Consider the following 26,630-nt stretch of genomic DNA (forward strand, 5'->3'; position numbering starts at 1 on the left):
GTCGACCGCATGCTTTTCACAAATGCCCACATTGCCACCCTGCAAAACAACGGCAGCTATGGCCTGATCGCAGACGGGGTCATAGTCACCGAAGGCACGCAGATCGCTTGGGTCGGCCCTGCCGCCGATATTCCCGACACTTTCTGCGACGCCCCGACACATGACCTTGAGGGGCGACTTGCGACCCCGGCCCTCATTGACTGCCATACGCATGTGGTCTTTGGAGGCAACCGCGCAGCCGAATTTGAACTGCGTCTGAACGGGGCATCCTACCAAGAGGTGGCACGCGCTGGCGGCGGGATCGTTTCAACGGTGAAAGCGACGCGCGCAGCCACTGAAGACGCCTTGCTTGCGGATGCCCTGACCCGCGTCGATGCAATTATTGCCGAAGGTGTGACCTGCATCGAAGTGAAATCGGGCTACGGACTGGACCACGAGACAGAGTTGAAAATGCTGCGCGTTGCGCGCCGGATTGCGACAGTCCGTCCGATCGAGGTACGCACCAGTTTTCTTGGCGCGCACGCCGTACCAGCCGAATTTGAGGGCAAGCCGGACGCCTACATTGATGACATCTGCATACCCGCCTTGCGCGCCGCCCACGCGGAAGGTCTGGTCGATGCGGTCGATGGGTTTTGCGAGGGCATTGCGTTCGACACGCGCCAAATCGCCCGCGTGTTCGATTTGGCCAAGGAACTGGGTCTGCCTGTGAAACTTCATGCAGAACAACTGTCCAACATCGGTGGGACGCAGCTGGCGGCGGCATATGACGCACTTAGCGCCGATCATGTAGAATATGCGACGGATGCCGACGCTGCAGCGCTTGCCGCGTCCGGCACGGTCGCCACGATTTTGCCTGGTGCGTACTATACGCTCCGCGAGACACAAAGCCCCCCGCTCCAGTCTTTCCGCAATCACGGCGTGCCGATGGCGTTGGCGACCGACTGCAACCCGGGTTCATCGCCGCTGACCTCGCCGCTTTTGACGATGAATATGGCCTGCACCCTTTTCCGCATGACCCCGCTTGAAGCGCTTTTGGGCATGACCGCTCATGCGGCAAAGGCGCTCGGGCTGCGAGATCGGGGCCGAATTGTCGTGGGCGCGCGTGCCGACCTTTGCGTCTGGGATGCCGCACATCCGGCAGAATTGCCTTACCGCATCGGGTTCAACCCGCTTCACACACGTATTTTCGGAGGATCACTGTGACCGTCACACTAACACCGGGCGCCGCGACCCTTGCACAATTGCATGACATCTGGGCGCATAATCATGCCGTGACGCTGGACGCTGCGTTTCACGATGGCATCGAGGCGGCGCATGCAATGGTCGCCAAAGCCGCCACAGGTGATGCCGCTGTCTACGGGGTCAACACCGGCTTTGGCAAACTCGCCAGCGTCAAGATCGCGGCCAAGGATGTCGCCACCCTGCAACGTAACCTGATCCTGTCGCATTGCTGCGGCGTGGGTGATGCACTGGACGCGGCCACAACCCGCCTGATGATGGCGCTGAAGCTGTTATCTTTGGGACGTGGCGCTTCTGGCGTTGCGATGACGACGGTCGCGATTATACAGGATATGCTGGCCCGTGGTGTCACCCCTGTGATCCCCGCCCAAGGGTCGGTCGGCGCGTCCGGCGATCTTGCACCCCTTGCCCATATGGCCGCTGCGATGATCGGCGCAGGAGAAGCGATATATCAGGGCAAACGCATGGCTGCAGGCGACGCCTTGGCAAAAGCAGGCATCACACCGATCGTGCTGGGCCCCAAAGAGGGTCTTGCGTTGATCAACGGCACCCAGTTTTCAACGGCCTGTGCCTTGGTTGGGCTATGGGGTGCCTGGCGCAATGCGGCGACATCGGTATTGACCGGTGCGCTGTCGACCGATGCGATTATGGGATCGACCGCCCCGTTGCAGGACACCATCCACACCTTGCGTGGTCATGCGGGGCAGATTGCCGTCGCGCGCGCCCAACGCACCCTCATGGAAGGTTCTGAAATCCGCGCAAGTCATGTAAACGGCGACCTACGCGTGCAAGACCCCTACTGCATCCGTTGCCAGCCGCAGGTGACCGGGGCCGCAATGGACGTGTTGCACTTTGCGGGCCGTACCCTTGAGATTGAAGCAAATGCCGTCACGGACAATCCACTGGTGCTGGTGGATGACGATCTGATCGTATCCGGCGGGAATTTCCACGCTGAACCCGTCGGCTTTGCCGCTGACCAGATCGCCGTTGCGATTTCCGAGATCGGCGCGATTGCGCAGCGGCGTGTGGCACTGATGGTTGACCCGACGCTGTCGTTTGACCTGCCGCCGTTCCTGACCCCTGACCCGGGCCTGAACTCCGGCCTGATGATCGCAGAGGTCACGACCGCCGCTTTGATGAGCGAGAACAAGCATCTGGCGAACCCCTGCACGACCGACAGCACACCAACATCCGCCAATCAGGAAGACCACGTCAGCATGGCCGCGCATGCTGCACGGCGATTGTCGCGCATGAACGCGAACCTCAATGTGATACTAGGGGTTGAGGCGATGTGTGGCGCGCAAGGCATCGAATTCCGCGCGCCTTTGCAGACAAGTGATGCGCTGAAATCCGCAATGGCCACGCTGCGCGCCAAGGTGCCGACGCTCAGGGAGGATCGCTATCTTGCGCCCTGCATTGAAGCGGCCAGCGCATTGGTGGCAAATGGGGCACTGGCAGCATCAGTTGATCTGCCCGGCTTTGTGAAAGGTGACGCGCCATGACCCCGGTCACGGTGGATCAGGGTGATAGCCCGATTGTGCTGGGGCTGCCGCATACCGGTACCTTCGTGCCTGATACGGTCGCCGCCAACCTGAACGATAACGGACGCAAACTGGCCGACACTGACTGGCATATCGACCGGCTTTATGAGGGGCTTTTGGACGGCGCGACCATCGTGCGCGCCAACTTCCATCGCTATGTCATCGACGCCAACCGTGATCCTCAAGAGACAAGCCTTTATCCCGGCCAGAATACGACAACGCTGGTGCCTCTGACCGACTTTGACGGGCGGGATATCTGGGAAACGCCCCCGACAGCCGCTGAAATTGACGCACGTCGCCATGCTTTTCACGCACCATATCATGCCGCAATGCAGGCCGAACTTGACCGGTTACGCGCCCGTCATGGCGTGGCGATCCTTTATGATTGCCACTCTATCCGGTCGCGTATTCCTTACCTGTTTGACGGCACCCTGCCGGATTTCAACATCGGTACAAACATGGGTGCGACCTGTGCCGCACGGATCGAAACCGCCACGACTGGCATTTGCGAAGCCGCCATCGCCTATTCCACCACTTTGAACGGGCGTTTCAGAGGCGGCTGGACCACGCGGCACTACGGCAAGCCAGATAAGGGCATCCACGCGATTCAAATGGAACTCGCCCAGTCGACTTACCTGACCAATCAGGCTCCGCCTTGGACTTACGATAATACCAAGGCCGCCGTCTTGCGCCCGCTTCTGACGAAAATCCTGACAAATCTGGCCGCACTGGCCCCGACCCTAGGAGGCAAATCATGACCGACCCTCGCCACAACCAGCGCGACATTTTCCCCCCGACCGGCCCCGAGATCACCGCCAAAAGCTGGCTGACCGAAGCTCCGATGCGCATGCTGATGAACAACCTGCACCCGGATGTGGCCGAAAACCCGCATGAACTGGTCGTCTATGGCGGCATTGGCCGTGCCGCGCGCACCTGGCAGGATTTCGACGCGATTGTCGCCGCCCTCAAGGCGCTTGAAGATACCGAAACGCTGCTGGTGCAATCAGGCAAACCCGTTGGTGTGTTCAAAACCCACAAGGATGCACCGCGCGTGCTTATCGCAAACTCCAACCTTGTGCCGCACTGGGCGACTTGGGACCATTTTAACGAGCTGGATAAAAAAGGCCTCGCTATGTACGGCCAAATGACCGCAGGATCGTGGATTTACATCGGCACCCAGGGCATCGTGCAGGGCACCTATGAAACGTTCATGGAGGCAGGCCGCCAGCATTATGACGGCAACCTGAAAGGTCGTTGGATACTGACCGGTGGTCTTGGCGGCATGGGCGGCGCGCAGCCTTTGGCTGCTGTCATGGCCGGTGCCTGCTGCCTGGCGGTTGAATGTGATGAAACCCGCGCCGATTTCCGTCTGCGCACCCGTTATGTCGATGAAAAGACGCATGATCTGGACGAAGCGCTCGCGATGATCGATCGCTGGACCAAAGCGGGCGAGGCGAAATCAGTGGCGCTCATCGGCAATGCAGCAGACGTTTTCCCGGATTTGGTCAAGCGCGGCGTGCGCCCCGACATGGTCACCGACCAGACGTCGGCGCATGATCCAATCCATGGCTATCTGCCCCAGGGTTGGACGGTCGCCGAATGGCGTGCCAAGCAGGAAAGCGCTCCGGCGGCGGTCGAAAAAGCGGCGCGTGCATCGATGAAGACACAAGTTGCCGCAATGGTCGATTTCTGGAACATGGGCGTGCCAACGCTGGATTACGGCAATAACATCCGGCAGGTCGCGAAAGAGGAAGGTCTGGAAAATGCCTTTGCCTTCCCCGGGTTCGTACCCGCCTATATTCGCCCGTTATTTTGCCGTGGGATTGGCCCGTTCCGCTGGTGTGCGCTGTCCGGCGATCCAGAGGATATCTACAAGACAGATGCCAAGGTCAAAGAGTTGATCGACGATCCCCATTTGCACAACTGGCTGGATATGGCGCGTGAGCGGATTGAATTCCAGGGCTTGCCAGCGCGTATTTGCTGGGTCGGCCTGGGCCTGCGGCACAAGCTGGGACTGGCCTTTAACGAAATGGTCCGCAACGGCGCGCTTTCCGCACCAGTTGTCATCGGACGCGATCATCTCGACAGTGGGTCGGTCGCATCGCCCAACCGCGAAACGGAAGCAATGAAGGACGGCTCTGATGCTGTCTCCGACTGGCCTTTGCTGAACGCGATGCTGAATGTCGCAGGCGGGGCCACATGGGTGTCATTGCACCACGGCGGCGGGGTCGGCATGGGCTTTTCGCAGCATTCGGGCATGGTCATCTGCTGTGACGGGTCCGAGGAGGCGGATCGGCGGATCGCCAACGTACTTTGGAATGATCCCGCAACAGGTGTGATGCGTCACGCCGATGCGGGCTATGAAGACGCGCTGGATTGTGCCCGTGAACAAGGGTTGAACTTGCCGGGTATCTTGGGAAGGTAACATGAAGTGTCTCAAGAACGCCCGGTCAGCGGCCGCATTGGACAACTTGGCCTGAATGGTTCCGAAAGCGCTGACGGCAGACAGGCGACAGTGGCAACAAGACCCGAACCAAGACAGCGAGGCCTACCGCACACCGCGCATCAATTCGGAATAGTCCGGTGTGGCAGAGGCGGCCCTACCGATCAGCGCGCTGCAACCTCTTGATAGATCGTTTGTGGGCTCGACCAGCCCTTGCAATCCCGGACCTATCGCACACGCACCCCCGATACGCTGGGCAGTTTTATGATTGATATTGCCAGCATCCAGATTGGGAAACACGAGGACGTTCGCGTTTCCGCCAAGCGGGGAGTCTGGTGCCTTGGGGGCTGCCACCTTCGGCACAAAGGCCGCACCGAACCGCAGTTCGCCATCTACGATAAGATCCGACTCCATATTGCGGGCCAACGGGGAAGCCTGCACCATCTTGGACACCTTTTCGCCACCCGCACTCCTTCTGGTCGAAAATGAAAGCATCGCGACGCACGGCGCTTGTTCTGTCAATTGTCCAATCGAAACTGCCGGGGCTGTGGCGATCTACGCCTTATTCAACGCTGACGTTTCGGATGACGAAGTGTTTGGTCGTTGTTTCAAGCACATGCCAGTAGCCACGAAAACCATTGGGGATCAGGAAACTGTCACCTGCAAGAAATTCCTGTTCGACACCGTCTTCTCCGATCAGCTTGATATGTCCGGTCAGTAGCACGCAGAATTCATCACGGTCGGCGAAGGCAATCCATTTTCCCGGCGTGCTGGTCCATGTGCCGGCCATCAGTGTGCCGTCAGGGCTAGTGAAACGCCTCTGCGTTTCGTGATGCGGATCACCTTCGACAACGCGATCCGGCAGGTCGGCGAGGCGACGTTTTGTGATCGTCACCTCCTCTTTGAAATCTACGACACGCATGTGAGAGTCCTTTCTTCTTTATTGGGCGAAGTGGGTGATGCCATAAAGAATGAAACCCGCGATAAAGATGGTTTGGGCGACAATCAGTATGATGGCCTGACCGCCCACATCAAAGATTGTCTTGAGAGACGTTTTCATACCAACGGCTGCAATCGATACCAACAGTGCCCATTTCGACAGATTGGCAAGAAATCCCTGCATAAACGACGGGATCAGGCCAAAGGAATTGATCGCCGCCAGCACCAGAAACATAACCACAAAGAACGGCATCAGCGGCGGGCGCTTGCTGCCCTCCGCAGGCTCTTCATCAGCGTAGGCACGGATGATCAGCGCAAACACGAGCACAACAGGGGCCAGCATCGTCACGCGGATGAGTTTCACAAGTGTTGCGGTCTCACCGGTCTCATCACTTACCGAAAACCCCGCGCCGACGACCTGTGCCACATCATGAATCGTCCCGCCAAGGAAAACACCCGCGGCAAGGTCGTCCAGTTCAAGCCACGCGGTGATGATGGGATAGGCGATCATCGCAATGGTCGACAGGATTGTGACGCTGAGGACCGTAAAAATCAGGTTGCGTTCGGAATGTTCGTTTTTTGGCAGGACGGCCGCAATCGCCATCGCCGCGGATGCGCCACAGATCGCCACGGACCCGCCAGTGAGCAGCGCAAAGCGCCAGCCCCGCCCCAGCAGCTTCGCCCCCAAAAGGCCGAACAGGATCGTCAGGATCACACCCGCGACCACCAGCCCGATGAGTTTTGGCCCCAGCCCGATCAACAATTCAACACTGATGCGCGCGCCCAGCAAGGCGACACCAATGCGCAAGACGGTTTTCGAGGTGAGCGCGATCCCCGGCACACAGCGGCCTTCTTCGGCAAGAAAGTGAAAAGCTATGCCCAACAGCAGCGCCATCAGCATGGCAGGCGCTCCGTAGTGTTCAGACAGGAATTGCGCTGCGACAGCAATAACCACGGACACCGCAAAACCTGGCCCGTTGGCTGCAAAAAACCCTGAAACACGACTGGCAAAGGCCGGTGACGTTACTGAAGGTGTGGTCATCAGACAAATCCCCTTGACTGCACATGAAAAGGCCGGCGCGTCAATTAAAGTGGTGAATGTGAAGTACGTTGCAGCGCTACATTTCAAATGAGGCGGGCAAGGTGCCGGAACCGACACCTTACCCTTGCAGTGCGACGCCTAGACGAATTGCTGCTGCTTCATATCATCGCGGTTGATGCCCGCAATAGACACAGGCTTTTTCATCGCGTCGCGACGGAATGGCTCGCCCAGTTCCTGATTCAGAACAACTTCGATGAAGGTGGTAACACCATCATTCATTTGCTCACGCACAGCAGTGTTGAGAGCATCCGTCAGCTCTTCCATACCAGTGCATTGCACACCTTTTAGGCCACAACCTTTCGCGATCTCGGCATAGTTCACACCTTCGTTCAGCTCGGTGCCGACAAAGTTGTCTTTGAACCAAAGCGTGGTGTTACGCTTTTCAGCGCCCCATTGGTAGTTGCGAAAGATCACCATGGTGATGGCAGGCCAGTCACCGCGACCACAAGCTGTCATCTCGTTCATCGAGATACCGAATGCACCGTCACCGGCAAAGCCGACTACAGGCACGTCAGGGCAACCGATTTTCGCGCCAAGGATCGCAGGCAGACCGTAACCGCAAGGCCCAAACAAACCGGGAGCGAGGTATTTGCGGCCCTGATCAAAGGACGGATAGGCATTGCCAATGGCACAGTTATTGCCGATGTCGGACGAGATGATTGCGTCCTTTGGAAGCGCAGACATGATCGCACGCCATGCCTGACGTGGTGCCATGTGATCTGGTTTCGCTTTGCGGGCCCGCTCGTTCCAGTCGATACCTTCATCTGCGTCATCTTCATGGTCCATCGATGACAGTTCCTGCGCCCAACGGGACTTGGTCAAAGCGACCAGTTCCTTGCGTTCTTTGCGGCCCTTGTCACCGGCTCCATCGGCAAGATTGTCCAGAATTTGTTCGGCCACACGCTTGGCGTCGCCCTGAATGGCGACGTCCACCTTTTTGGTCAGGCCAATGCGGTCGGAGTTGATGTCAACCTGGATGATCTTGGCGTTTGTGGGCCAGTAATCTATGCCATAGCCGGGCAACGTGGAGAACGGGTTCAGGCGGTTGCCCAATGCCAGAACAACATCCGCCTTCTGGATGATTTCCATCGCCGCCTTGGAGCCGTTGTAACCCAAAGGTCCTACGCCCAGTGGATGCGAACCGGGGAACGCGTCGTTATGCTGGTAGTTGCAAGCGACAGGCGCATCCAGCGCTTCGGCGAGCTTGGCAGAGGCGTCGATGCCACCGGACAAAACCACACTGGCACCATTCAGGATGACGGGGAATTCCGCCTCGGACAGCAGCTTGGCCGCGTCCTTGACCGCCTGCTCACCGCCCTGCGGACGTTCCAGCCGGATGATCTGGGGCAGGTCGATGTCGATGACTTGCGTCCAGTAATCACGCGGAATGTTAATCTGCGCAGGGGCAGAGCCGCGCCATGCTTTTTCGATCACGCGGTTCAGCACTTCGGCCATGCGCGACGGATCACGTACTTCTTCCTGATAGCACACCATGTCTTCGAACAGTTTCATCTGCTCGATTTCCTGAAAGCCGCCCTGACCGATTGTCTTGTTGGCCGCCTGAGGTGTTACCAACAGCAAAGGTGTGTGGTTCCAGTATGCGGTTTTGATCGGTGTGACAAAGTTGGTGATGCCGGGGCCGTTCTGCGCAATCGCCATAGACATCTTTCCGGAGGCACGGGTGTAGCCATCTGCGATCATGCCGCCGGATGTTTCATGCGCACAATCCCAGAACTTAATGCCCGCCTGCGGAAACAGATCAGAAATGGGCATCATTGCGGAACCGATAATGCCAAAGGCGTTGTCGATCCCGTGCATTTGCAGAACCTTCACAAAGGCCTCTTCGGTGGTCATTTTCATGTCAGTATTCCTTGTATCAGGGCGTTAGAGAATTTCGTCGCGAACATAGTAATAAGGATAGGCCATCCGCTGGCCCAATCTGCGGAACGGCGTCAAAACACCGTGGCTTGGTAGCTGCGAGGTGAAGATCGGAAGCTTCAACTCCTTGCCCTTTCCCGCAACCATCTGCGCCATGCGTCGTCCCGCCTGAGCGGAGTACATCACGCCGTTGCCGCCATAGCCCATTGCATAAAAGATCGTTTGCTTTGGATCCGGCCGGAAGATGCGGGGCATCATGTCATGGCTGACATCCACCCATCCCCACCACGAATAATCAAGCTCGATCCCCTCCAGCACCGGAAACTTGCGATAAAGACCCTTTTGCAGCAGCGCGAGGTGCTTGGGATTTTCGGCATCGGTTCCGGTGATCGCACTGCGACTTCCGATCTGAACACGGCCATCTGGCAAATACCGGTAGTAGTGGCGCAAGGTCCGCGTGTCGGTCAGGGGCGATTTCACCTGAAACCCGCATTCTGTCTTTTCTTCATCGGTCAACGGACGTGTCACGATAGAGTTGGACAAGATCGGCATCAGGCGATGCTTGGTCTTTTCGTTCAAGCCGGGCGGTGTATAGCCTGCAGTCGCCAGTGCCACTGCACGCGCGCGCACAGTGCCACCGGGTGTGGTCAGGTGGTGTACGCCATTGACAGTCTTCCATCCCATCACCGGGCTTGCGGTGTGGATTTTTGCGCCAAGCTTGCGCGCCAGACGCACATAGCTGAAAGCCAGCTTTGCTGCATGGATTGAGGTTCCATCAGGTTCCCACAAGGCACCATGTGCTTCCTGATCGCGCACATAGGTTTCATGCAGTTCATCGCGTGATACCATGCGAGAGCCGTAGCCGAACACATCATTCAGAACGCTGCATTCTTTCTCCAGTTTTGCCATCACCTTTTGGCGGTGGGCCATATAGAAATGGCCACCGGTCTGTGGATCACAGTCGATATCGTCCGAGCCGATCAGATCGTTGAAGAGTTCAAAAGCTTCGCAAACCTCTGCGTGCATCTCCTTGGCGACATCAACGCCCCAACGCTTGATCCACTCCGACCGCTTGAGACGGCCGGACGAAATCTGCGCCTGCCCACCGTTGCGGGTGGAACAGCCCCAAGCGACGGTGTTGGCCTCAAGAACATGGGCTTTGATACCGTGCTCCTTCGCCAGATGGATGGCTGTGGACAGGCCCGTATACCCGGAGCCCACGACGACGACATCGACGTCGATGTCCCCTGTGACCGGCCCGTCATCTTCAGGCGGTGTTCCAGCAGTCCCGATCCAGTACGTCGGCGCGTGGTCCCGGTTGTGACCCGGGCCAGCGTCGATGATTGGATCATAGCGTGGATCGTAGCTGGCCTTTGGCCAGTGCTTTGGTCGATGTGGCATGCAACTTCTCCGTCAACGAGAGGGAAATCAGGCTTTGAAGGGAGGGCGGGACTTGCGCAGGGCCTGTTTCACGATGATCATGCCATCACGCAGCGTGAACAGATCAGCGCCTTGGGCTTCGACACGCATCCCGTCAGCATCAGTGCCCGAGAACGTCCATTCGGAAACCGCACGATCACCCTGCACAAAATGGCTGTGATGATCCCAATGCGCGTCTTTCATTCCGGCCCAGACCCCGGAAAAGGCCGCAGCAATGGCCTTGGCGCCCTCCACTTTACCGCCATAGACTTCATCACCGCCAACCGTGTAGAACACACAATCATCGGCAAAATGGCTCATCACGCCATCAACGTCGTGGCGGTTGAAGGCATCAAAGGTATCGGACAAGTCCTGAGCTGTCAGTGTCTTGGTCATCATGGTCTCCAGCTTGAGAAAAGTTTCAGATGTTGGCGTCTTTGTCCCGATAAGGAACAACGAGTGGTGGTATCAGGGGCCGTCGCCAAGCCCTTCTTGGCTAAGGTCCGCGGAAGGTGTGCTCATGCCAAAGCGCTTTGCTGGCTGAAAATCTCCAGCTTTGCACTTCAACGTGACACCCGACTAAGAGATTTTATAAAGCTGTCGTTAGGGCCAGAATTTTTATTGACTTAGTCCAGTTTGACCGAGACTTTGAGATATGGCCAAGATCCGTATCACAGCAGATGTTTTCTTCCTCGATCGCAGTTCAAAGAGACCGCTCCAAACGCAAATCCGCGAAGCCGTTATCGCTTCTATTCTATCGAAGCAGGCTCTGCCGGGCGCCGCGATGCCCTCCTCACGTAAACTTGCCGAACATCTGGGCGTGGCCCGTATGACCGTCACCCTCGCCTATGAGGAATTGGTCGATCAGGGATTTCTGATTTCAAAAAGCCGCAGCGGCTATTGGGTCGCCGATTCGGGTGCAGTACCGCGCCTGCCGACCCAGACTGGAATGACATCGGTCGAAAACAGCACCTTGTGGCAAAACGTCCTGTCCGAGAACCTGTCAGCGCGTCAGAAGATTATCAAACCGCGGGACTGGAAATCCATGCCCTATTCGTTTGTGTTCGGTGAAATGGACAGCGCAATCTTCCGGCATTCGGCCTGGCGCGAATGTGTGCGCCAAGCGATGGGAACCCGTGACTTCGATCTCATGGCCGGCAACGAGGCGACAGATGACCCCATGCTCGTGGAGTATATCCTGTCGCGGATGCTACCACGGCGCGGAATTACGGCAAACCGCAAACAGGTGCTGATCACAGTTGGCGCGCAGAATGCCATCTGGTTGGCAATCGAGCTTTTGACCCGCGTCCCATTGAAGGCCGTCTGCGAAAATCCCTGCTACCCGGACACGCCGCAGGCATTACGATGGTGTGGCGCCGACGTTGCAACCGTCAATGTCGACGATCATGGATTGCCGCCTGACGCTATTCCGGACGGCACACAGGCTGTCTTCGTTACACCTAGTCACCATGCGCCCACGGGGGCAACCATGCCGCGTGCCCGCCGCGAGAAATTGCTTGAACAGGCACAGACCCGTGATTTTGTCATTGTCGAGGATGACTACGAGTTCGAGATGAGCTTCATCGAACCCCCCAGTCCAGCCTTGAAGGCCATCGACAAGGACCAACGTGTCCTCTACGCGGGGAGCTTTTCCAAAGCATTGTTTCCGGGCCTCAGGCTGGGCTATCTCGTCGGACCTGAGCCAGTGATCGCTGAGGCAAGAGAACTACGCGCGATGATGCTGCGGCATCCGCCGGGTCATCTGCAACGCACCGCCGCATATTTCCTTGCCCAAGGGCACTACGATCTGCTGATCCGCGATCTGCGCAGAGAGTTTGCCAAGCGTCGAACCGCTGTTCTTGAGGCTCTGGACAAGACTCCGCTCGAAATGGCCGGAGCAGCGCGGTTTGGTGGCAGCTGTCTTTGGGTTAAAGCGCCAGACGGGACCAATACGGAAGAACTCGCGGCGGAACTCCTGAAAGTAGGTGTTGTCATCGAACCTGGCTCACCGTTTTTCACGGGCCATGACAAGCCAAAGGAATTCTTCAGGCTCGGGTATTCCTCTATCCCGTTGGAAAACATTCCAGAAGGCATTCGCCTCATCGGTGAAATGGTTTCTGCGGCCCCGAAGCGAACTGCATGAACGGGCTATCCTTGCCATTATGACGCATGAAGCAGCCTACCGGAAGGCACCACGGCGGTTCGCGAACCTGGATACGTTACGCGGCGCATGCCACAGGCGTACTTGCCGCCACAGTCGACAGATTGATGATCTCTGCGGCGGGCAGACCCTGCCACTCCCCAGTTAACATAACGAAACTGATATCACAGCCGACGTTCAGGACTGACCACCCGGGTGTCCCAACGAAAAGATGCACCTTCCGGCAGGCGCAGAAGCGCTACCCCGATGGGTGTCATGACCAAAATCAGACCGTGCGCAAGATAAGCGACGTTTTACGTCTTTCTGCGCAGGGTCTGTCGAGCCGCCAGATTTCAGCCCGCCTTTATGTCGGGTCACCACGTCTGTTCATCACACGAAACCCGTCAGGCCGGTCATGTCCGATAGTGCTTGGTCATGATCCTGGATCTGGGATGTAGCAAGGCTCATCGCAAATCTGGTCCCTGCGCAGCGCACCGTGCGATAAATCATCTGCGCAAGCGGCCAGCACTGAATGCGGCCCGCGCTCCTGATCGTCATAATCGGTGGGGGCCCTGCATCGACCTCCAGATCGTCGAACGCGATCGCCGCACCCAAACCCGTCGCCTTAGCTGCGGCCTCCTTTGCGGTCCAGACTCGCAGAAAGGCGGGCCATCGGGCGTCGTCCGGCAATGCTGAAATCGCCATGACCTCCCCAGCGGTCAGACTGTCCCAGACGATTGCAGACCGGGGGTCAGGGTCCAGACATTCCAGGTCGATTCCCACGGGATGCGTGTCGTTCGTGGCCAGTGCGATGCAGGGGCCAGCATGCGATAGGTTGAATGCAATCGGTGGTAGGCCCGCCGCGACCCCGGGCTTGCCAAAGCGGCCAATATCGAACCGCCACGCATCCGGGGCAATACGCCCACTCACGCAACAGGACAGGACGTGGCGCAGCAACGCGCGCGCGGCCAGACTTCGGTCCCGATCTTCGGGCCGCCTGAACCGATCGGCCCGGGCACGCTCGTCCGCGCTCAGGCCGGATCGGGCAGGCAGCAGCAGCGCCTCTTCCACAGAGGCGATCCAGACCTTCGCGTCACCGAATTGGTGACGCACCAGCATGATCAGATCCCTTGGTGCCGCCGCAGCGCGGCATGCACATCGACCGGCTGCGCCTCGCGCGCCGCCACACGGCGGGGCGTCATCGGTTCCAGTTTGCGGGGCATAGGTTCAACAACCACCGTTTTGCGGTGATCGACCCTGCGGGCTGGGTTGCCGCACCAGGTCGTCCTGGCCTCGAGCGTCTCGCCTTTCATCAGGAACGAATCCGGACCAAGCGTGACATCGTCCCCCATATTGACACCGTAGTGTACGAACGCTGACGGCCCCAAGGTGCAGGATTTCCCGATCCGGATACGATCGGACTTAAAATAGCCCTCTTCCAGAGAATGCCCCTGCAGAACACATCCGGTATTGAGGTTAGTATAATCACCGACCTCGATCATTGTCTTTTCGACAAAGGCCGCACCGCCGTCGAACACCATCTTGCCGACCCGGACGCCCAGCAAGCGTGACACGATATTCTTGAAAGGGGTGCCCGCGAACAGCCGCGTCAGGGGCGTTGAGCTCAGCTTCCAGTGGCGTTCGTGGAACCAGAAATAGGGCTCGTACATCGACACCGCCTGCGGCTGCAGTCGTTTGAACCCAAGACTCAACCATTCAACCAGCACAAAGTAGGCAACTCCCGCGACCGAAGCAAATAGGGACGCCGCGACCAGCGCCGCAAGGCCGTATTGCGGATAGAACAGGATGGACATGCCCAGGGACCCAATCGTCACGCAAACTATCGCCCAGTTGATCACGACAAAGGCCAGCAGAGTGCCGATGTTATGGGCCGTCTTGCGGCGCAACCTGTCCTTCAATTCCGAGGGCGCAAAGTCCTGCGACTGTGACTGGTCCCGTTTCGCGGCACGCGGAATCTCGAACGCGGGAGAGCCTAGAAGACCAACATTTGCGTGAAGCGGCCCGTCCGTTGGAATCATGACCTTGGTCGCCAGCAGGCAGTTTTCACCGACCTTGCCGCCGGGTGGAAAGACGATGGCGTTGCCAAGGTAGTTGTTGGGGCCAATTGCGACCGTGCGCCGCCGAAACCCGGAACTCGACATTTCGGTGTTCACCATCACCAAGCCGTCAGAAACCATCGTACCCGATCCGATGTCACACAACAGCGGATCGTCGTGTTTGTGTTCAAGCCCGAAATTCGACCCGGTCTGAATAACGTCGTTCAGGTTGTAACCGGCCAGTTTCTGAAAAGTTGTAATCATCACGCTGTCACCAAACAGTACCGTGAAAAAAGGCGTCGCCGTGGCCCTCCTAATAAGATCATGCAGGAAATAGTGAACACCGAACAACGGATAGACCTTGCGCTCTTCCAAAAACGGATTGAGCAACCGCGGCACCGCAAAGGCCCAGGCAAGACGAGCGACGAGCAGGCCAAGGCCGACAAACGTCGTGATCAAAGCGAAAACGGAAGCGGCGGTCACCACGGTGGAAATGTCCGCACCCGTCTCCATGAACGAAACGCCCGCCATCGATCTGGCCGCGTCCCAGACCATAAAAATAACGAAGGCAAATGCGGGGAGGAACATGCCAAACGTGATGCCAAGCCGGAATAGCGCATAACTCCAGCGTCTAAGCGAAGAGCACGGCTGCCGTCCGACCGTGTTGTATGCGGTTTTCGCCTCGATCGAGGGGGATCCGTGATAGCTTTTGCCCGCTCGTAGGCGCTGACCGCTTTGCATTGACGATGCATGGCCTAGCTGCGCCCCGTCTTCGATCACCGTATCGATATCGATGACGCTTCCGCTACCGACATAAGCATCGTCGCCGATGTCGATGGGCCCTATGTGGATGTAATTGTTGCGCGCCGCAAAACCTGACAGGACAACGTCGTTGCGCAGGATACTGTTCGATCCGACATGGAAAAGGTCGGTGCAAACCGGCTTGACCTTTGGCAGCAGCACCGCACCCTTCCCGATCTTGGCCCCAAGCAGCCGGAGGTAGGTGTTGTAGATCTCCGTGCCGGCAAAAAGAACGGGCGGCGCGCTCCTGATCATGCCGCTTACAAACCAGAAGCGGAAATAGGCAAGGCTCCAAATCGGAATACGGGTCTTTTGCCATTTGCCGATAAGCATCCATTTCGCAATGACTGGGATCGCCGACCACATCAGAAAGGTTGCGACCCCAAAGCCTACAAAACGACCGTAAAATGCCAGCGGATCATCAATGACCGCATAAACCCAAGGAACCGTGACAGAAAAAAACCAAAGACCGAAAAGACCCGAACCAAGGTAGGTCAGCAGCTGTAATGTGCCGCAGCCGACATACTGCAACCGCGATGGCACATACCGCAGAGCCGGCGTCGCGACGCGAGTCTGTTCGGTCTCTTCCCGCTCAGCCAGATGCTCTGCCAGCAGCCGCACGGTGGGGTGCAGATAGGTGTCCGTCATCGCGACGTCCGACCGGCGCAGGTCTTTTCTGACCTCGGAACAAAATCGGGCCATCAGCATCGAATGCCCGCCTAGATCAAGAAAGAAATTGTCGTCGACCGAAACCCGATCAAGCCGCAGAATATCGCTCAGGATCGCCGACAGGCGTTTCTCGATGTCAGTCTGCGGCGCGACAAACGCGCCACGTCCTGCGGCAAGGCGCGGACCCGTCGGCGCTGGCAGCGCCTTGCGATCCGCCTTGTTGCTTGGGGTCATCGGGATCGCGTCAAGCCGTTCAAGAAACGCGGGCATCATATACGCCGGCAGATAGCTGCGCAGGAATGCGGCGATATCGGCATCGGGCATCAGCTCAACGTCTTTCTTGGGGGTGTAATATCCAACCAGTTCAATCTGTCCCGGTTCGATTTCATGCGTATCGACAATGGCCTGCGCGACATGCGGCAGATTCATCAGGACTGTTTCGATCTCTGCAAGTTCGATGCGATACCCCCGTATCTTGACCTGCGTATCGATCCTGCCATGGAATTCAACCTCGCCATCTTCGGTAATGCGGCCCAGATCACCTGTGCGATAGATGCGCCCTGACGGGTTGTTCGGCATTTGCAGAAAGTCCCGGATGAATTTCGAATGCGTCAGGTTCGGACGGTTTAGATAGCCCTGCGCAAGCCCGATGCCCGCGATGCAAATCTCGCCCATCTCGCCTTCGGGGACAGCTTTGTCTTCGTCCGCATCAAGGATCACCACCGTATAGGTTGGCAGCGGCGTCCCGATCGTGACCGGCTTGCCGGGATAAAGTTTAGCAAGTGTCGCGGTCACGGTCGCCTCGGTCGGGCCATAGGCATTCAGAATATTGCGACCGGGCTTGTACCAGCGCTGAACAAGGTTGGGCGGACAGGCCTCACCCGATAACAGCAGTATCCTCAGCTTGGGCAGGTCTCTCTCGATCGTGGCCAGCAGTGTCGGCACGCAACACAAGACGGTTACCTCCCGCTCTGACAGGAATTGCGCAAGTTCTTCACCCACAAGGCTGGTCCCGGGTTTGCCGGGAACAAGTGCCGCACCCGCGATCAACGGAACCCATAGCTCCTCGACCGAGAAATCAAAGGCGATCGTCATGCCCTGATAAACCCGGTCATCCGGCGCGATGCCATAGACCTGGGCGGCGACGCTGACGAAATTGCAGATGCTCGCATGTTCGATGGGAACGCCCTTGGGGTTCCCCGTCGTTCCCGAGGTATAGATGATATAGCAAAGCTGATCGGTCGGATCGCCCCTTTCCATCCCGTCAAGCCGCGCGGTCGACTGCCGCGCGATGAGTGACGCATCGGTGTCGGTGTAAAGCGTTTTAATGCTGTAGCCGTCCAGCTTAGGGCGGAACACCTCTTGGGACACCAGTGCTTTCACCCCGGCATCTTTAAGGATAAAACTGATGCGTTCCGTCGGGAACCCCGCATCCAATGGCACATAAGCTGCGTTGACCTTCAAAACTGCCAAAAGCGCGATGTAGGTTTCCGCCGATTTGTCAAAGAGCAGCCCAACCCGGTCGCCCGACCCGATACCATTCACAAGCAGATACCGGGCAAGCTGGTTCGCCCGATTGTCCAGTTCGCGGAAGCTGAGCGTCCCGGTATCGCTGATCACCGCCGTGGTGTTAGCGGTGGTTTGACTCGCATGAACCGCGTCGCATCTGGCCTCAAACAACTGGTCAAGCCGCTGACCTTCCATCCACCGCACCGCGTTATCGAATTCTCTGGATACCAACATCTCGTGATCACTCTCGCTTGGGCACATTCCAGGCCTGCGGCGAAGCCATAACCGCGCCGCCCCACCCGGTGGGTGAGCCCGATAATTTAAGATGCAACCCGATCCCCGCGCTCGGGTCGTGCACCGGACCGCCGGTGTTTGAAATCCGACGCTATCAGCCTGACGGAACACTCTTGGGGGCACGCGAAACGGGAACGGGCCTTTGCTTTCGGCGCAGCGCGTCCTCCACGGACCTGCAAAGAATATCAAGCCCCTCGTCAAGCTGCGCGTTGCTAGTGGTCAGCGGCATCAGGCATTTGACCACCTCGCCCAGCGGTCCCGCGCGCTCGATGATCAGTCCCCGCTTGAAGGCCGCAACGCTGATCGCCGTGGCCACTTCAGGGTCGGCACAGGCGATCCCGCGCATCATGCCGCGGCCCTTGACCCTGACAAGCTCGGGCGCGAACTGGTCGACAATATCCTGCAGCCGTTGCCCCAGATGCGCGCCTTTGGCGCAAACCTCCCGCGCAAAATCAGGCGTTTTCCAGTAGGTTTTCAGCGCAGCAGTTGCGGTCACAAACGCATGATTGTTTCCACGGAATGTGCCGTTGTGCTCACCCGGCTCCCAGATATCAAGCTCGGGTTTCAAAAGGACGACCGAAAACGGCAACCCGCTTCCCGACAGAGATTTCGACAGGGTGACTATATCGGGCGTGATGCCAGCACCTTCAAAGCTGAAGAAATGCCCGGTCCGGCCGCAACCGGCCTGAATATCATCGACGATCAGCAGGATGTCATGTGCCGTGCACAGGCGGCGCAAACCCCTCAGCCAGTCATCCCGCGCCGCGTTCAGTCCGCCTTCGCCCTGCACGACTTCGACGATCATCGCAGCAGGATGGTCAATGCCGCTTGACGGGTCGGACAGCATTTGATCGATGACCGCGATCGTATCAACCTCCTCGCCCAGATAGCCATCATAGGGCATCTGCGTCACACCCTGCAGGGTCACCCCCGCCGCCTTGCGCAGAAACTTGTTCCCGGTCAGCGACAAGGCCCCAAGGGACACCCCGTGAAACCCATTGGTGAAACTGATGACGTTTGACCGCCCCTTGACCTTTCGGGCGATTTTCAACGCCGCTTCAACGGCATTCGTCCCCGTCGGGCCGGTGAATTGCAGCAGATAGTCAAGCTGACGTGGCGCAAGAATGATATCACCGAACGCTTCCAGAAACTCGGCCTTTGCCGCCGTGTGCAGATCAAGACTATGCGTGATCCCATCCTTCTTGATGTACGACAACAGCGCTTTTTTGAACACCGGGTTGTTATGGCCGTAATTCAGCGACCCTGCCCCGGCCAGAAAATCCAGATAGCGGGTTCCGTCGGTACCGAACATCTCGGTGCCGATGCTTTTCCCGAAAGTTTCTGGAAAAGCGTTCGCATAAGACTGAACGCGGGATTCGAGGCGTGCAAAGACATCTTCGCGCGAATTGAATGCAGCCGGGTTTATTTCAAACATGTGAAGCTCCTTTTTTTTGATCCCATGCATGCGGGACAGCCGGCGCGGGCTTTTTTGGCGTTGTGGGAACGGCACCCTTCGTCTCGTACCGATATATTTGGCCGGGGGCGTCACGCGCAGAACAATGGTTTTGAAGAACGATGGTAAAGGTCGGGCTGAATTCGACATTGATGTAATTCAACGCCGATCTGCGATCCCGAAAGCATCCACCCCGGGCATTGGTCGCGTCGTGCACAATCCACCGCCCAGACGCCAACTGCCGAAGATACAGGATGGATTTCGTCCGGACCGGCCGATCAAGCGAAAGTTCGACTTCCACGTCCGGCAGCCGAAAAGGCTCTTTGTTTTTCACTGGTTCCATTTTTCTTGCCCCCAATACAGCTGATCGGCTTTGCGTCCCAATCAGTTCGCGTGATCGCGGCTATGATTTTCTCGGCCTTTGGCGCCTGACTGGCAGCGCGAAAACTGCGCTACACAATTGGAATTCGACGTTCCGCAAAAGGCGCATCCAAAGCACCACAGAAACAATCGCATTCATGAAACAAGATGTGTTGTCCTTGATTCTCCGTCGAACTGCTTGATCTTTATCAATCGCAAACCTCGAAGGTTTTTTTGATCGTGGAAAACCGCGAGGACTTACGACACAGATGCTTTGGCGTAACTGTTTGATCCCACGGTTTGATGGTGTGATGCTTTTGTCGGGATGGACTGACCCGAGGAAACCGAACAGGCTGATCATCTGACAGCCAGTCAATGTGCCGAGGGTCAGGGCTTTGGATTTGCCCGCCCGATGTCAAAACCCGACTTTGATGCTCGTCTTCGTTCCAACGCCAAGACAAAGATCTCTCTCGCCAGTAGCAGTTCGGGTGCCCAAATGCGGGCTTGAGGAAATGATCATCAGTCCCTATTTGCTCAGGAACATTTGTCATCAAAGGACGTCTCATGGCCAACCATTTATATCAGCATGATTTGCCTGACGGGCTGAACCTTGGGCCGGTTGTTGCCATTGACTGCGAAACGATGGGCCTGAACCCGCATCGGGACCGTCTTTGTCTGATCCAGATGTCGGGCGGCGACGGTGACTGTCATTTGGTGCAAGTCCACAAGGACCGACGGCCCGCACCGAACCTTTGCAGTATGCTATCCGATCCGCAGGTTCTGAAACTATTCCACTTTGGCCGGTTTGATATTGCGGCCCTGCTGAATGCATATGGGACCGTCACGGCACCTGTCTATTGCACCAAGATCGCGTCAAAACTGGTACGGACTTTCACCGATCGGCACGGACTCAAGACTCTTTTGCAGGATATGGTCGGGGTCGATATATCAAAGCACCAACAGCAAAGTGATTGGGGCGCTGAAAACCTGACCGATGCACAATTGGACTATGCCGCATCGGATGTGCTTTATCTGCACCAGCTTCGCGATGCCTTTGACATCCTGCTTGCACGCGAAGGCCGCACCGAGATGGCACAGGCTTGCTTTGACTTTCTGCCGATGCGCGCAAAGCTTGATCTGACCGGATGGCCAGAAATAGACATTTTTGCACACTGATGGCACACCACCCCACATTCCTTGCCGCAGGCAAGAGGGTTATCGAAACCGAAAGTGCCGCTCTTGCCACACTATCCAGCGGGCTCGACGATTCTTTCGGAAACGCCATTGACCTGCTGCTGCATACCAAAGGGCGGGTCATCGTCTCTGGAATGGGCAAATCTGGGCACATTGCCCGCAAGATTGCGGCGACCTTTGCCAGTACAGGCACGCCCGCGCATTTCGTCCACCCCGCAGAGGCAAGCCATGGCGACCTGGGAATGATCACCCAGGCAGATGTCGTCATTGCGATTTCAAACTCGGGAGAAGTGCCCGAACTCGCCAATTTAATCAGCTATACGCGGCGTTTTGCGATCCCCCTGATCGGAATAACCAGTGTTGGTTCAAGTAGTCTGGCAACCCGCGCGGACATTGCACTGCTGCTACCGCAACTGGGTGAGGCATGCGGCAAGGGGATTGTACCCACAACCTCTACGACGATGACACTGGCCATGGGCGATGCACTGGCTGTGGCGCTGATGGAACATCGTGACTTTTCGCCCGAAAATTTCAGAGAGTTTCACCCTGGCGGCCAACTCGGTGCGCGTCTGTCAAAGGTCGCCGACCTGATGCATGTCGGGGATTCCGTGCCGCTGATCCAAGAAGATGCGTCCATGGGCGATACACTCTTGGTGATCAGTCAGAAAGGATTTGGCGTCGTCGGTGTTCTGGACGCTGATGAAAAACTCATTGGTGTCATCACAGATGGCGATTTGCGCCGAAATATGGACGGCTTGCTGGATATGACCGCTGGTCAGGTGATGACACGTGAGCCAAAGACAATCCGTCCCGACTTGCTGGCCGAGGAAGCGGTCGCAGCAATGAGCGGACAGGTCACATGTTTGTTTGTAACGGACCACGAAACCGACGCGACCGCACGCGGCATTCTGCACATTCATGATTGTCTGCGCGCCGGGGTGATTTGACCGATGGCCGGACCAGATAATTTTCATTCCTATCTGGTAAGCTGGTCCAAGATCATTCTGCCGATCACAGCGCTGGCCCTGTTGTCCAGTCTGTTCCTTTTAGCGCGCAGTCCGTCGCGGCCTACTGAAGTGTCCTTTGCCGAGATTTTGGCGATGGCCCGAGATCAACGCGTAACAGCGCCGCGCGTTTCGGGCGTGACTTCCAAAAACGCCACCTTTTCCATCAAAGCTGATAGCGCCGTTCCCGATCTGAACCGACGGGATTCAATCGATTTTGACCAGATGGCAATGCGGATGGACAATCCCGATGGCAGCAGCCTCGACGTCACCTCATCAACAGGAAACGTGGATGGCAACACCAGAGTTGCGCGCTTTCTTGGACTGGCACGCATTGAAACATCAAGCGGTTATCAAATGGAATCCGCTGGCCTGATCGCGGAACTTGACAGTGGCACTGTCACATCCGACGGCGAAGTGGAAATCAGAGGCCCATTCGGCACACTGATAGCTGGCCAAGTCACATTTGTGATCACTGACGACGAGCAAGGACAGCAGATGCTTTTCACCAAGGGGGTGCATCTGATATATGATCCTAAAGGCTGATGCATTCTTGATGACCAAAGGACGATTTTCGTGTTCAAACGTATGACGACGGCAGCCTTTGCGCTCATCCTTGCGGCCAGCTCAGCGCATGCGCAGACAAATATTGCTTTGGGCGGAATCACGGCTGACCAATCCGCAGCTGTCGAAGTGACCTCGGATACGCTGTCCGTTGATCAGGACAGCGGCACCGCGATTTTCACAGGCAATGTCATTGTAATCCAAGGTGATTTGCGTCTGGCCGCGGCCGAAGTTGAGGTGATTTATACAGAAGCGACCGGAAAGATCAGCGAACTGATCGCAACCGGTGGTGTGACATTCGTCACGCCCACCGAAGCAGCGGAATCAGACAGCGCGGTGTACAAGCTGGAGGAAACAACGCTTGTCATGACGGGTGATGTGTTGCTGACGCAAGGTCCCAGTGTCATTGCGGCCGAAAGGATGGTCGTCAATACCGATGATGGCACGGCCGTCATGGAAGGCCGCGTGCGCACGGTGCTTCAGCAGGAAAGCAACTGATGGCGGATCGTCCCAACTTGACGGTGACAGAGGGCCAGGCGGGCCTGCATGTTGTCGGTTTGCGCAAGACCTATCGCAAACGGCCAGTCATTCGCGATGTCAGTCTTGACCTTGGTCGCGGGGAAGTCGTGGCTTTGCTGGGGCCGAACGGGTCCGGCAAAACGACCTGTTTTTATTCAATTGCCGGTTTGGTCACACCCGAAGGGGGCAAGGTCGTCATCGATGGCCGGGATGTCACAACCCTGCCCATGTACCGACGTGCGAAATTGGGAATCGGATATCTGCCGCAGGAGATGTCGATCTTTCGGGGTATGTCGGTCGAGGATAACATCCTTGCCATTCTTGAAATCGCAGTGCGTGACCGCCACAAGCGCAGGGAACGGCTCGAAGAACTCTTGTCGGAGTTTTCGATCGAACATTTGCGGCGCGCGTCCGCCATGGCGCTGTCAGGTGGCGAACGACGGCGCGTCGAAATTGCGCGCTGCCTTGCCGCGGGCCCAAAGTATGTCTTGCTTGACGAACCTTTTGCGGGTGTGGACCCGATTGCTGTAGGCGAGATCAGACATCTGGTCGCCGACCTCAAGAACAGGGGAATCGGTGTTTTGATCACAGACCACAATGTGCAAGAGACACTACAGATTGTTGATCGCGCCTATATCCTGCATGACGGCAAGGTATTGATGAGCGGCACAACCGAGGAAGTTGTTCGGAATGAAAACGTGCGCCGGGTCTATCTGGGCGAAAATTTTCGCGTCAACTGATCGGTTTCCTGCGAGGTCTCACTTGATAGACCAAAGGGAAATCTCAACCGGTTAACCTTTGCATCATTGACAAGCAGGTGTGTTTCGTCGCCAAATGAAGAGGATGACAGACCTGAAAAAACTCTCCTTTTGTTTGTGTGCTGCGGCGCAGCCACACGCGGGAAAGTGTCACAAAATCAGGTGTTATCGTTTTCCAATAGCATGACGCAATCGGCCCACAATTTTGGCCAGCTTCGCTGTCATCAAATAACACACAGGAGAAACGATGCGATATCAAATCAGTGGCAAACAAATCGATATTGGTGAAGCATTACAAATACATGTCAGAACCGAGATGGATGATATCCTTAGTAAATATGCGGGTCGCCCGACCGAGGCCTATGTCGTCTTTTCGAAGTCTGGCCATGAATATGCCTGTGAAGCCGTGGTCCATCTGTCCACCGGTCTGACTGCGCAGGCCACAGGCAAGGCGCCCGAAATTTATGCCGCTTTTGACAGCTGTGGCGAAAAAATGGACAAGCAGCTGCGCCGCTACAAGCGCCGCCTGAAGGATCACCACAAAGAACGGTCTCAACCCGTTGAACTTTCCGATGCCGGGTCATATATCCTCGAATCAAGAGACGAGTCAGACGAAACAGGGGATGACGCTGTAAGCGGGATGATCGTGGCAGAGATGGAGACAAAAATTCCATCCCTTTCGGTCGGTGAAGCAGTGATGCAGATGGAAATCGCGAGCGCACCGGTGCTTGTGTTCCGAAATGAAAAAAACAGTGGCATTAATGTCGTCTACAGACGTGACGACGGAAATATCGGCTGGATCGATCCGCGCACATCGGATTGATGACGGCGTAGTCTTGAAAGAAATGTTTTATGCAACTTGGTGACCTACTTTCTTCGAATGCAGTCAAAACGATTGCATCATGCACAAGCAAAAAACGTCTTTTTCATGATCTGGGTGAGATGGCAGAGACCAGCTACGCGCTTTCCCCGAATGCAGTTGTTGAGGCCCTGATCGAACGTGAAGGTCTGGGCCCAACAGGCGTTGGCAATGGCGTGGCCTTGCCCCACGCACGCCTATCCGGTGTGGACAGTGTCAAAGGCATTTTTCTGCGTCTTGAGAAGCCCTTGAACTTTGCTTCCGTTGACCGGCAACCGGTTGATTTGGTGTTTGCGCTGCTAGCGCCGCAGAATGCTGGCGTTGAGCACCTCAAAGCGTTGGCGTTGGTGTCCCGCACGCTGCGCGAGCCTGCGATTTGCGCCAAACTCCGGGCCAATAGTGACGCGGCCACGCTCCACACAATTCTGACTGAAGAGCAATCAAGCCAAGCGGCTTAACGCAGGTTCTCAAATCCGAAGGCGAGGTAGTCCCGCGCATATGCGTCTCGGACGGCCTGTTCGATTTCGGGGTCATAGATTTCCAGCAAAAGCGACATTTCCACCTCGTCGATGTCAGCAAATGGCGGCACAAGATCCATCCCGATCTGCTGACATAGAAACGGCAGGTGCGACTGTAGGCTTTCTTCGCGCAAAATATGGTCAGGCATCCCGATGTGCGCCATTCCCTGCAATACAGCCAACTGGCTGGCCCACGCCGGGTCGGTACGGATCGCAGTCTGGCCTGACAGATTTTGTTGCAGGAACCGGACGAAAGCCAGAAACGCAGTCCGGTGCGCGACGATGTCGTAGCCTTTCAGGTTATGTTGCGACAGCGGTTCTGCCGGGATTGGTAGTTTGTGCACCTTGCGCAGTGATGCCCGGATCTTGGGAAACAGCCGGGGGCCGTCAAACAGAATGTGGGTACAGAATGCATGATGCGCGCGCACAACCGGGTGGCGCAGCACCGCAAAACTCCGGTGTGTCTGGTGGTTTTGCTTCCACGCGCGCAATGTCTTTTGCGAAAACCCGCGGCGCAGGTGCTTTGGTGCTTTGCCATCCACCGCCGCCATCCAGTCACTCATCCGTCCGTCCAAACCCCCGCGAAGCGGCAGATACAGCAGCCCGCTATCGGGTGCTGCAACATAGGCAGGCACCATGGGCCCGCGTTTGGGTTCGAAATTCGGCGTACGTGTGAGGTTGAACTGGTCAAGCACCGCCAACCCCTCCCGCATTTCGTCCGGATTGGTGACTTTGTCGATCACCGGCGCCGGATTTTGCTTTTTCAGCTTCCGATCCAAAGCTGAGAGCTGTTCATCGCAACCAAGAAAAGCCGCCAGCCCGTTCATCACGTCAACGTCGCGCAGGTCTTCGTACGCCAGATAAAAGGCCGTCTGCCCGGATTTTTGTAGCCGGTTCAAAAGAAGTGTCTGGAACGTCTGAATCCGGCCTAGAAAACTCTCGAACTCCAGCAAGTCAAACTTGATTTTCTCCACCTTCGCGTGAGTGGCATTTGTCAGCTTCCACTGACCCGTGGCCTTGGCGATCTTCCAGCTGACAAAGCTGTCGATCGGGTTGCGGGTCAGGATAATCTTGGCGCAGCGCGGATCAGGCAGGCAAATATCCAACACGCGCGCATCGTGATTGTTGAAAAAGCGAAAACCGGCCAGCCCATCCTGTGCTTTGATGCGATCAATCAAGGCGGCAGGGTCGGCCTCTCTTGCGGCCAGATCAATCCCAAGCAGGTCATCGAACTGCGGGTAGCCGGGAAAGCTGGGATTGAATGCCTCACCATGGCATGACAGATCCGCAAAACGATTGATATTCGCTTCCAGCAGGTTTGACCCCGTCCGCATTTCCGCAAAAACGACAAAATAGTCAAATCGCTTCAT

At 57.0% G+C, this 26,630-nt stretch carries 22 protein-coding genes; 12 read left to right on the forward strand and 10 right to left on the reverse strand.

What is annotated here, in order from left to right:
• Positions 1-9 precede the first annotated feature (9 nt).
• Genes hutI through hutU form a run of 4 tightly spaced genes read left to right on the forward strand, consistent with a single transcriptional unit; the run spans position 10 to position 5,205 of the window.
• Positions 10-1,203 carry an imidazolonepropionase gene (gene hutI / locus C8N45_RS05615; protein WP_108385268.1) on the forward strand — a complete coding sequence of 398 codons (1,194 nt, stop codon included), beginning with the start codon at positions 10-12 and terminating at the stop codon, positions 1,201-1,203.
• Positions 1,200-2,741, forward strand: a complete 1,542-nt coding sequence (gene hutH, locus C8N45_RS05620) for a histidine ammonia-lyase (RefSeq protein ID WP_108385269.1) — start codon at positions 1,200-1,202, stop codon at positions 2,739-2,741. Before hutI ends, hutH begins: the two co-directional genes overlap by 4 nt.
• A complete protein-coding gene (gene hutG, locus C8N45_RS05625) occupies positions 2,738-3,538 on the forward strand; it encodes an N-formylglutamate deformylase (RefSeq protein WP_108385270.1) in 801 nt (266 codons plus the stop codon). Before hutH ends, hutG begins: the two co-directional genes overlap by 4 nt.
• Positions 3,535-5,205 (forward strand): urocanate hydratase, encoded by a 1,671-nt coding sequence (gene hutU / locus C8N45_RS05630; RefSeq protein ID WP_108385271.1) that lies wholly within the window; start codon positions 3,535-3,537, stop codon positions 5,203-5,205. The genes hutG and hutU overlap by 4 nt, the downstream gene beginning before the upstream one ends.
• A gap of 123 nt (positions 5,206-5,328) precedes the next feature.
• Here hutU and C8N45_RS05635 read toward each other — a convergent pair whose 3' ends face one another.
• From C8N45_RS05635 to C8N45_RS05660, 6 genes are all read right to left on the reverse strand, one after another.
• The gene (locus C8N45_RS05635) at positions 5,329-5,778 is read right to left on the reverse strand and encodes a phosphate acyltransferase (protein WP_309498703.1); all 450 of its coding nucleotides are present in this window, start codon (positions 5,776-5,778) and stop codon (positions 5,329-5,331) included.
• A gap of 7 nt (positions 5,779-5,785) precedes the next feature.
• Positions 5,786-6,145, reverse strand: coding sequence for a cupin domain-containing protein (locus C8N45_RS05640; protein WP_108385273.1), 360 nt, complete (start codon positions 6,143-6,145; stop codon positions 5,786-5,788).
• 18 nt (positions 6,146-6,163) lie between these two features.
• A complete protein-coding gene (locus C8N45_RS05645) occupies positions 6,164-7,204 on the reverse strand; it encodes a YeiH family protein (protein WP_108385274.1) in 1,041 nt (346 codons plus the stop codon).
• A gap of 138 nt (positions 7,205-7,342) precedes the next feature.
• Complete coding sequence (gene xsc, locus C8N45_RS05650; protein WP_108385275.1) at positions 7,343-9,124, reverse strand: sulfoacetaldehyde acetyltransferase; 1,782 nt, start codon at positions 9,122-9,124, stop codon at positions 7,343-7,345.
• A gap of 24 nt (positions 9,125-9,148) precedes the next feature.
• Entirely contained in the window at positions 9,149-10,543 is a 1,395-nt protein-coding gene (locus C8N45_RS05655) for an NAD(P)/FAD-dependent oxidoreductase (RefSeq protein WP_108385276.1), read from the reverse strand.
• A 27-nt stretch (positions 10,544-10,570) separates the two neighbouring features.
• The gene (locus C8N45_RS05660; protein WP_108385738.1) at positions 10,571-10,957 is read right to left on the reverse strand and encodes a nuclear transport factor 2 family protein; all 387 of its coding nucleotides are present in this window, start codon (positions 10,955-10,957) and stop codon (positions 10,571-10,573) included.
• Between the two features lie 259 nt (positions 10,958-11,216).
• On the opposite strand from C8N45_RS05660, the gene pdxR reads away from it, so the two are divergent.
• The gene (gene pdxR / locus C8N45_RS05665) at positions 11,217-12,704 is read left to right on the forward strand and encodes a MocR-like pyridoxine biosynthesis transcription factor PdxR (protein WP_108385277.1); all 1,488 of its coding nucleotides are present in this window, start codon (positions 11,217-11,219) and stop codon (positions 12,702-12,704) included.
• Between the two features lie 387 nt (positions 12,705-13,091).
• Here the strand turns inward: pdxR and C8N45_RS05670 are convergent, their stop codons facing one another.
• The 3 genes from C8N45_RS05670 to ectB all read right to left on the reverse strand — a co-directional run bounded on the left by C8N45_RS05670 (position 13,092) and on the right by ectB (position 19,466).
• Positions 13,092-13,820 carry a 4'-phosphopantetheinyl transferase family protein gene (locus C8N45_RS05670; protein WP_108385278.1) on the reverse strand — a complete coding sequence of 243 codons (729 nt, stop codon included), beginning with the start codon at positions 13,818-13,820 and terminating at the stop codon, positions 13,092-13,094.
• A gap of 2 nt (positions 13,821-13,822) precedes the next feature.
• On the reverse strand, positions 13,823-17,971 hold the full coding sequence (locus C8N45_RS05675; protein WP_168769410.1) for a Pls/PosA family non-ribosomal peptide synthetase: 4,149 nt from the start codon (positions 17,969-17,971) through the stop codon (positions 13,823-13,825).
• 154 nt (positions 17,972-18,125) lie between these two features.
• On the reverse strand, positions 18,126-19,466 hold the full coding sequence (gene ectB, locus C8N45_RS05680) for a diaminobutyrate--2-oxoglutarate transaminase (RefSeq protein ID WP_108385280.1): 1,341 nt from the start codon (positions 19,464-19,466) through the stop codon (positions 18,126-18,128).
• Positions 19,467-20,408: 942 nt separating this feature from the next.
• On the opposite strand from ectB, the gene C8N45_RS05690 reads away from it, so the two are divergent.
• The 7 genes from C8N45_RS05690 (at position 20,409) to C8N45_RS05720 (ending at position 25,200) form a co-directional block, all read left to right on the forward strand.
• On the forward strand, positions 20,409-21,020 hold the full coding sequence (locus C8N45_RS05690; protein ID WP_108385282.1) for a ribonuclease D: 612 nt from the start codon (positions 20,409-20,411) through the stop codon (positions 21,018-21,020).
• Positions 21,020-21,985, forward strand: a complete 966-nt coding sequence (locus C8N45_RS05695; RefSeq protein ID WP_108385283.1) for a KpsF/GutQ family sugar-phosphate isomerase — start codon at positions 21,020-21,022, stop codon at positions 21,983-21,985. The genes C8N45_RS05690 and C8N45_RS05695 overlap by 1 nt, the downstream gene beginning before the upstream one ends.
• 3 nt (positions 21,986-21,988) lie before the next feature.
• Complete coding sequence (locus tag C8N45_RS05700) at positions 21,989-22,588, forward strand: LPS export ABC transporter periplasmic protein LptC (protein WP_108385284.1); 600 nt, start codon at positions 21,989-21,991, stop codon at positions 22,586-22,588.
• A gap of 30 nt (positions 22,589-22,618) precedes the next feature.
• Entirely contained in the window at positions 22,619-23,104 is a 486-nt protein-coding gene (locus C8N45_RS05705) for an LptA/OstA family protein (protein ID WP_309498590.1), read from the forward strand.
• On the forward strand, positions 23,104-23,865 hold the full coding sequence (gene lptB / locus C8N45_RS05710) for an LPS export ABC transporter ATP-binding protein (protein ID WP_108385286.1): 762 nt from the start codon (positions 23,104-23,106) through the stop codon (positions 23,863-23,865). Before C8N45_RS05705 ends, lptB begins: the two co-directional genes overlap by 1 nt.
• 265 nt (positions 23,866-24,130) lie before the next feature.
• Positions 24,131-24,706, forward strand: a complete 576-nt coding sequence (gene hpf, locus C8N45_RS05715) for a ribosome hibernation-promoting factor, HPF/YfiA family (RefSeq protein ID WP_108385287.1) — start codon at positions 24,131-24,133, stop codon at positions 24,704-24,706.
• A gap of 29 nt (positions 24,707-24,735) precedes the next feature.
• Entirely contained in the window at positions 24,736-25,200 is a 465-nt protein-coding gene (locus C8N45_RS05720) for a PTS sugar transporter subunit IIA (protein WP_108385288.1), read from the forward strand.
• On the opposite strand, the gene C8N45_RS05725 is transcribed toward C8N45_RS05720, so the two are convergent.
• Entirely contained in the window at positions 25,197-26,630 is a 1,434-nt protein-coding gene (locus tag C8N45_RS05725; protein WP_108385289.1) for a sulfotransferase family 2 domain-containing protein, read from the reverse strand. The two genes, C8N45_RS05720 and C8N45_RS05725, sit on opposite strands and share 4 nt — an antisense overlap.

Origin of the sequence: Yoonia sediminilitoris, from assembly GCF_003058085.1 — a bacterium.
GTDB classification, from domain to species: domain Bacteria; phylum Pseudomonadota; class Alphaproteobacteria; order Rhodobacterales; family Rhodobacteraceae; genus Yoonia; species Yoonia sediminilitoris.

What these genes read in the sequence shown, in the direction of transcription:
- C8N45_RS05655 (WP_108385276.1), bottom strand. Translation starts at nt 10,543, where the DNA reads ATGCCACATCGACCAAAGCACTGGCCAAAGGCCAGCTACGATCCACGC.
- xsc (WP_108385275.1), bottom strand. Translation starts at nt 9,124, where the DNA reads ATGAAAATGACCACCGAAGAGGCCTTTGTGAAGGTTCTGCAAATGCAC.
- C8N45_RS05670 (WP_108385278.1), bottom strand. Translation starts at nt 13,820, where the DNA reads ATGCTGGTGCGTCACCAATTCGGTGACGCGAAGGTCTGGATCGCCTCT.
- C8N45_RS05725 (WP_108385289.1), bottom strand. Translation starts at nt 26,630, where the DNA reads ATGAAGCGATTTGACTATTTTGTCGTTTTTGCGGAAATGCGGACGGGG.
- hpf (WP_108385287.1), top strand. Translation starts at nt 24,131, where the DNA reads ATGCGATATCAAATCAGTGGCAAACAAATCGATATTGGTGAAGCATTA.
- C8N45_RS05720 (WP_108385288.1), top strand. Translation starts at nt 24,736, where the DNA reads ATGCAACTTGGTGACCTACTTTCTTCGAATGCAGTCAAAACGATTGCA.
- C8N45_RS05645 (WP_108385274.1), bottom strand. Translation starts at nt 7,204, where the DNA reads ATGACCACACCTTCAGTAACGTCACCGGCCTTTGCCAGTCGTGTTTCA.
- C8N45_RS05690 (WP_108385282.1), top strand. Translation starts at nt 20,409, where the DNA reads ATGGCCAACCATTTATATCAGCATGATTTGCCTGACGGGCTGAACCTT.
- pdxR (WP_108385277.1), top strand. Translation starts at nt 11,217, where the DNA reads ATGGCCAAGATCCGTATCACAGCAGATGTTTTCTTCCTCGATCGCAGT.
- C8N45_RS05700 (WP_108385284.1), top strand. Translation starts at nt 21,989, where the DNA reads ATGGCCGGACCAGATAATTTTCATTCCTATCTGGTAAGCTGGTCCAAG.
- lptB (WP_108385286.1), top strand. Translation starts at nt 23,104, where the DNA reads ATGGCGGATCGTCCCAACTTGACGGTGACAGAGGGCCAGGCGGGCCTG.
- ectB (WP_108385280.1), bottom strand. Translation starts at nt 19,466, where the DNA reads ATGTTTGAAATAAACCCGGCTGCATTCAATTCGCGCGAAGATGTCTTT.
- hutU (WP_108385271.1), top strand. Translation starts at nt 3,535, where the DNA reads ATGACCGACCCTCGCCACAACCAGCGCGACATTTTCCCCCCGACCGGC.
- C8N45_RS05675 (WP_168769410.1), bottom strand. Translation starts at nt 17,971, where the DNA reads ATGTTGGTATCCAGAGAATTCGATAACGCGGTGCGGTGGATGGAAGGT.
- C8N45_RS05640 (WP_108385273.1), bottom strand. Translation starts at nt 6,145, where the DNA reads ATGCGTGTCGTAGATTTCAAAGAGGAGGTGACGATCACAAAACGTCGC.
- hutI (WP_108385268.1), top strand. Translation starts at nt 10, where the DNA reads ATGCTTTTCACAAATGCCCACATTGCCACCCTGCAAAACAACGGCAGC.
- C8N45_RS05660 (WP_108385738.1), bottom strand. Translation starts at nt 10,957, where the DNA reads ATGACCAAGACACTGACAGCTCAGGACTTGTCCGATACCTTTGATGCC.
- hutG (WP_108385270.1), top strand. Translation starts at nt 2,738, where the DNA reads ATGACCCCGGTCACGGTGGATCAGGGTGATAGCCCGATTGTGCTGGGG.
- C8N45_RS05695 (WP_108385283.1), top strand. Translation starts at nt 21,020, where the DNA reads ATGGCACACCACCCCACATTCCTTGCCGCAGGCAAGAGGGTTATCGAA.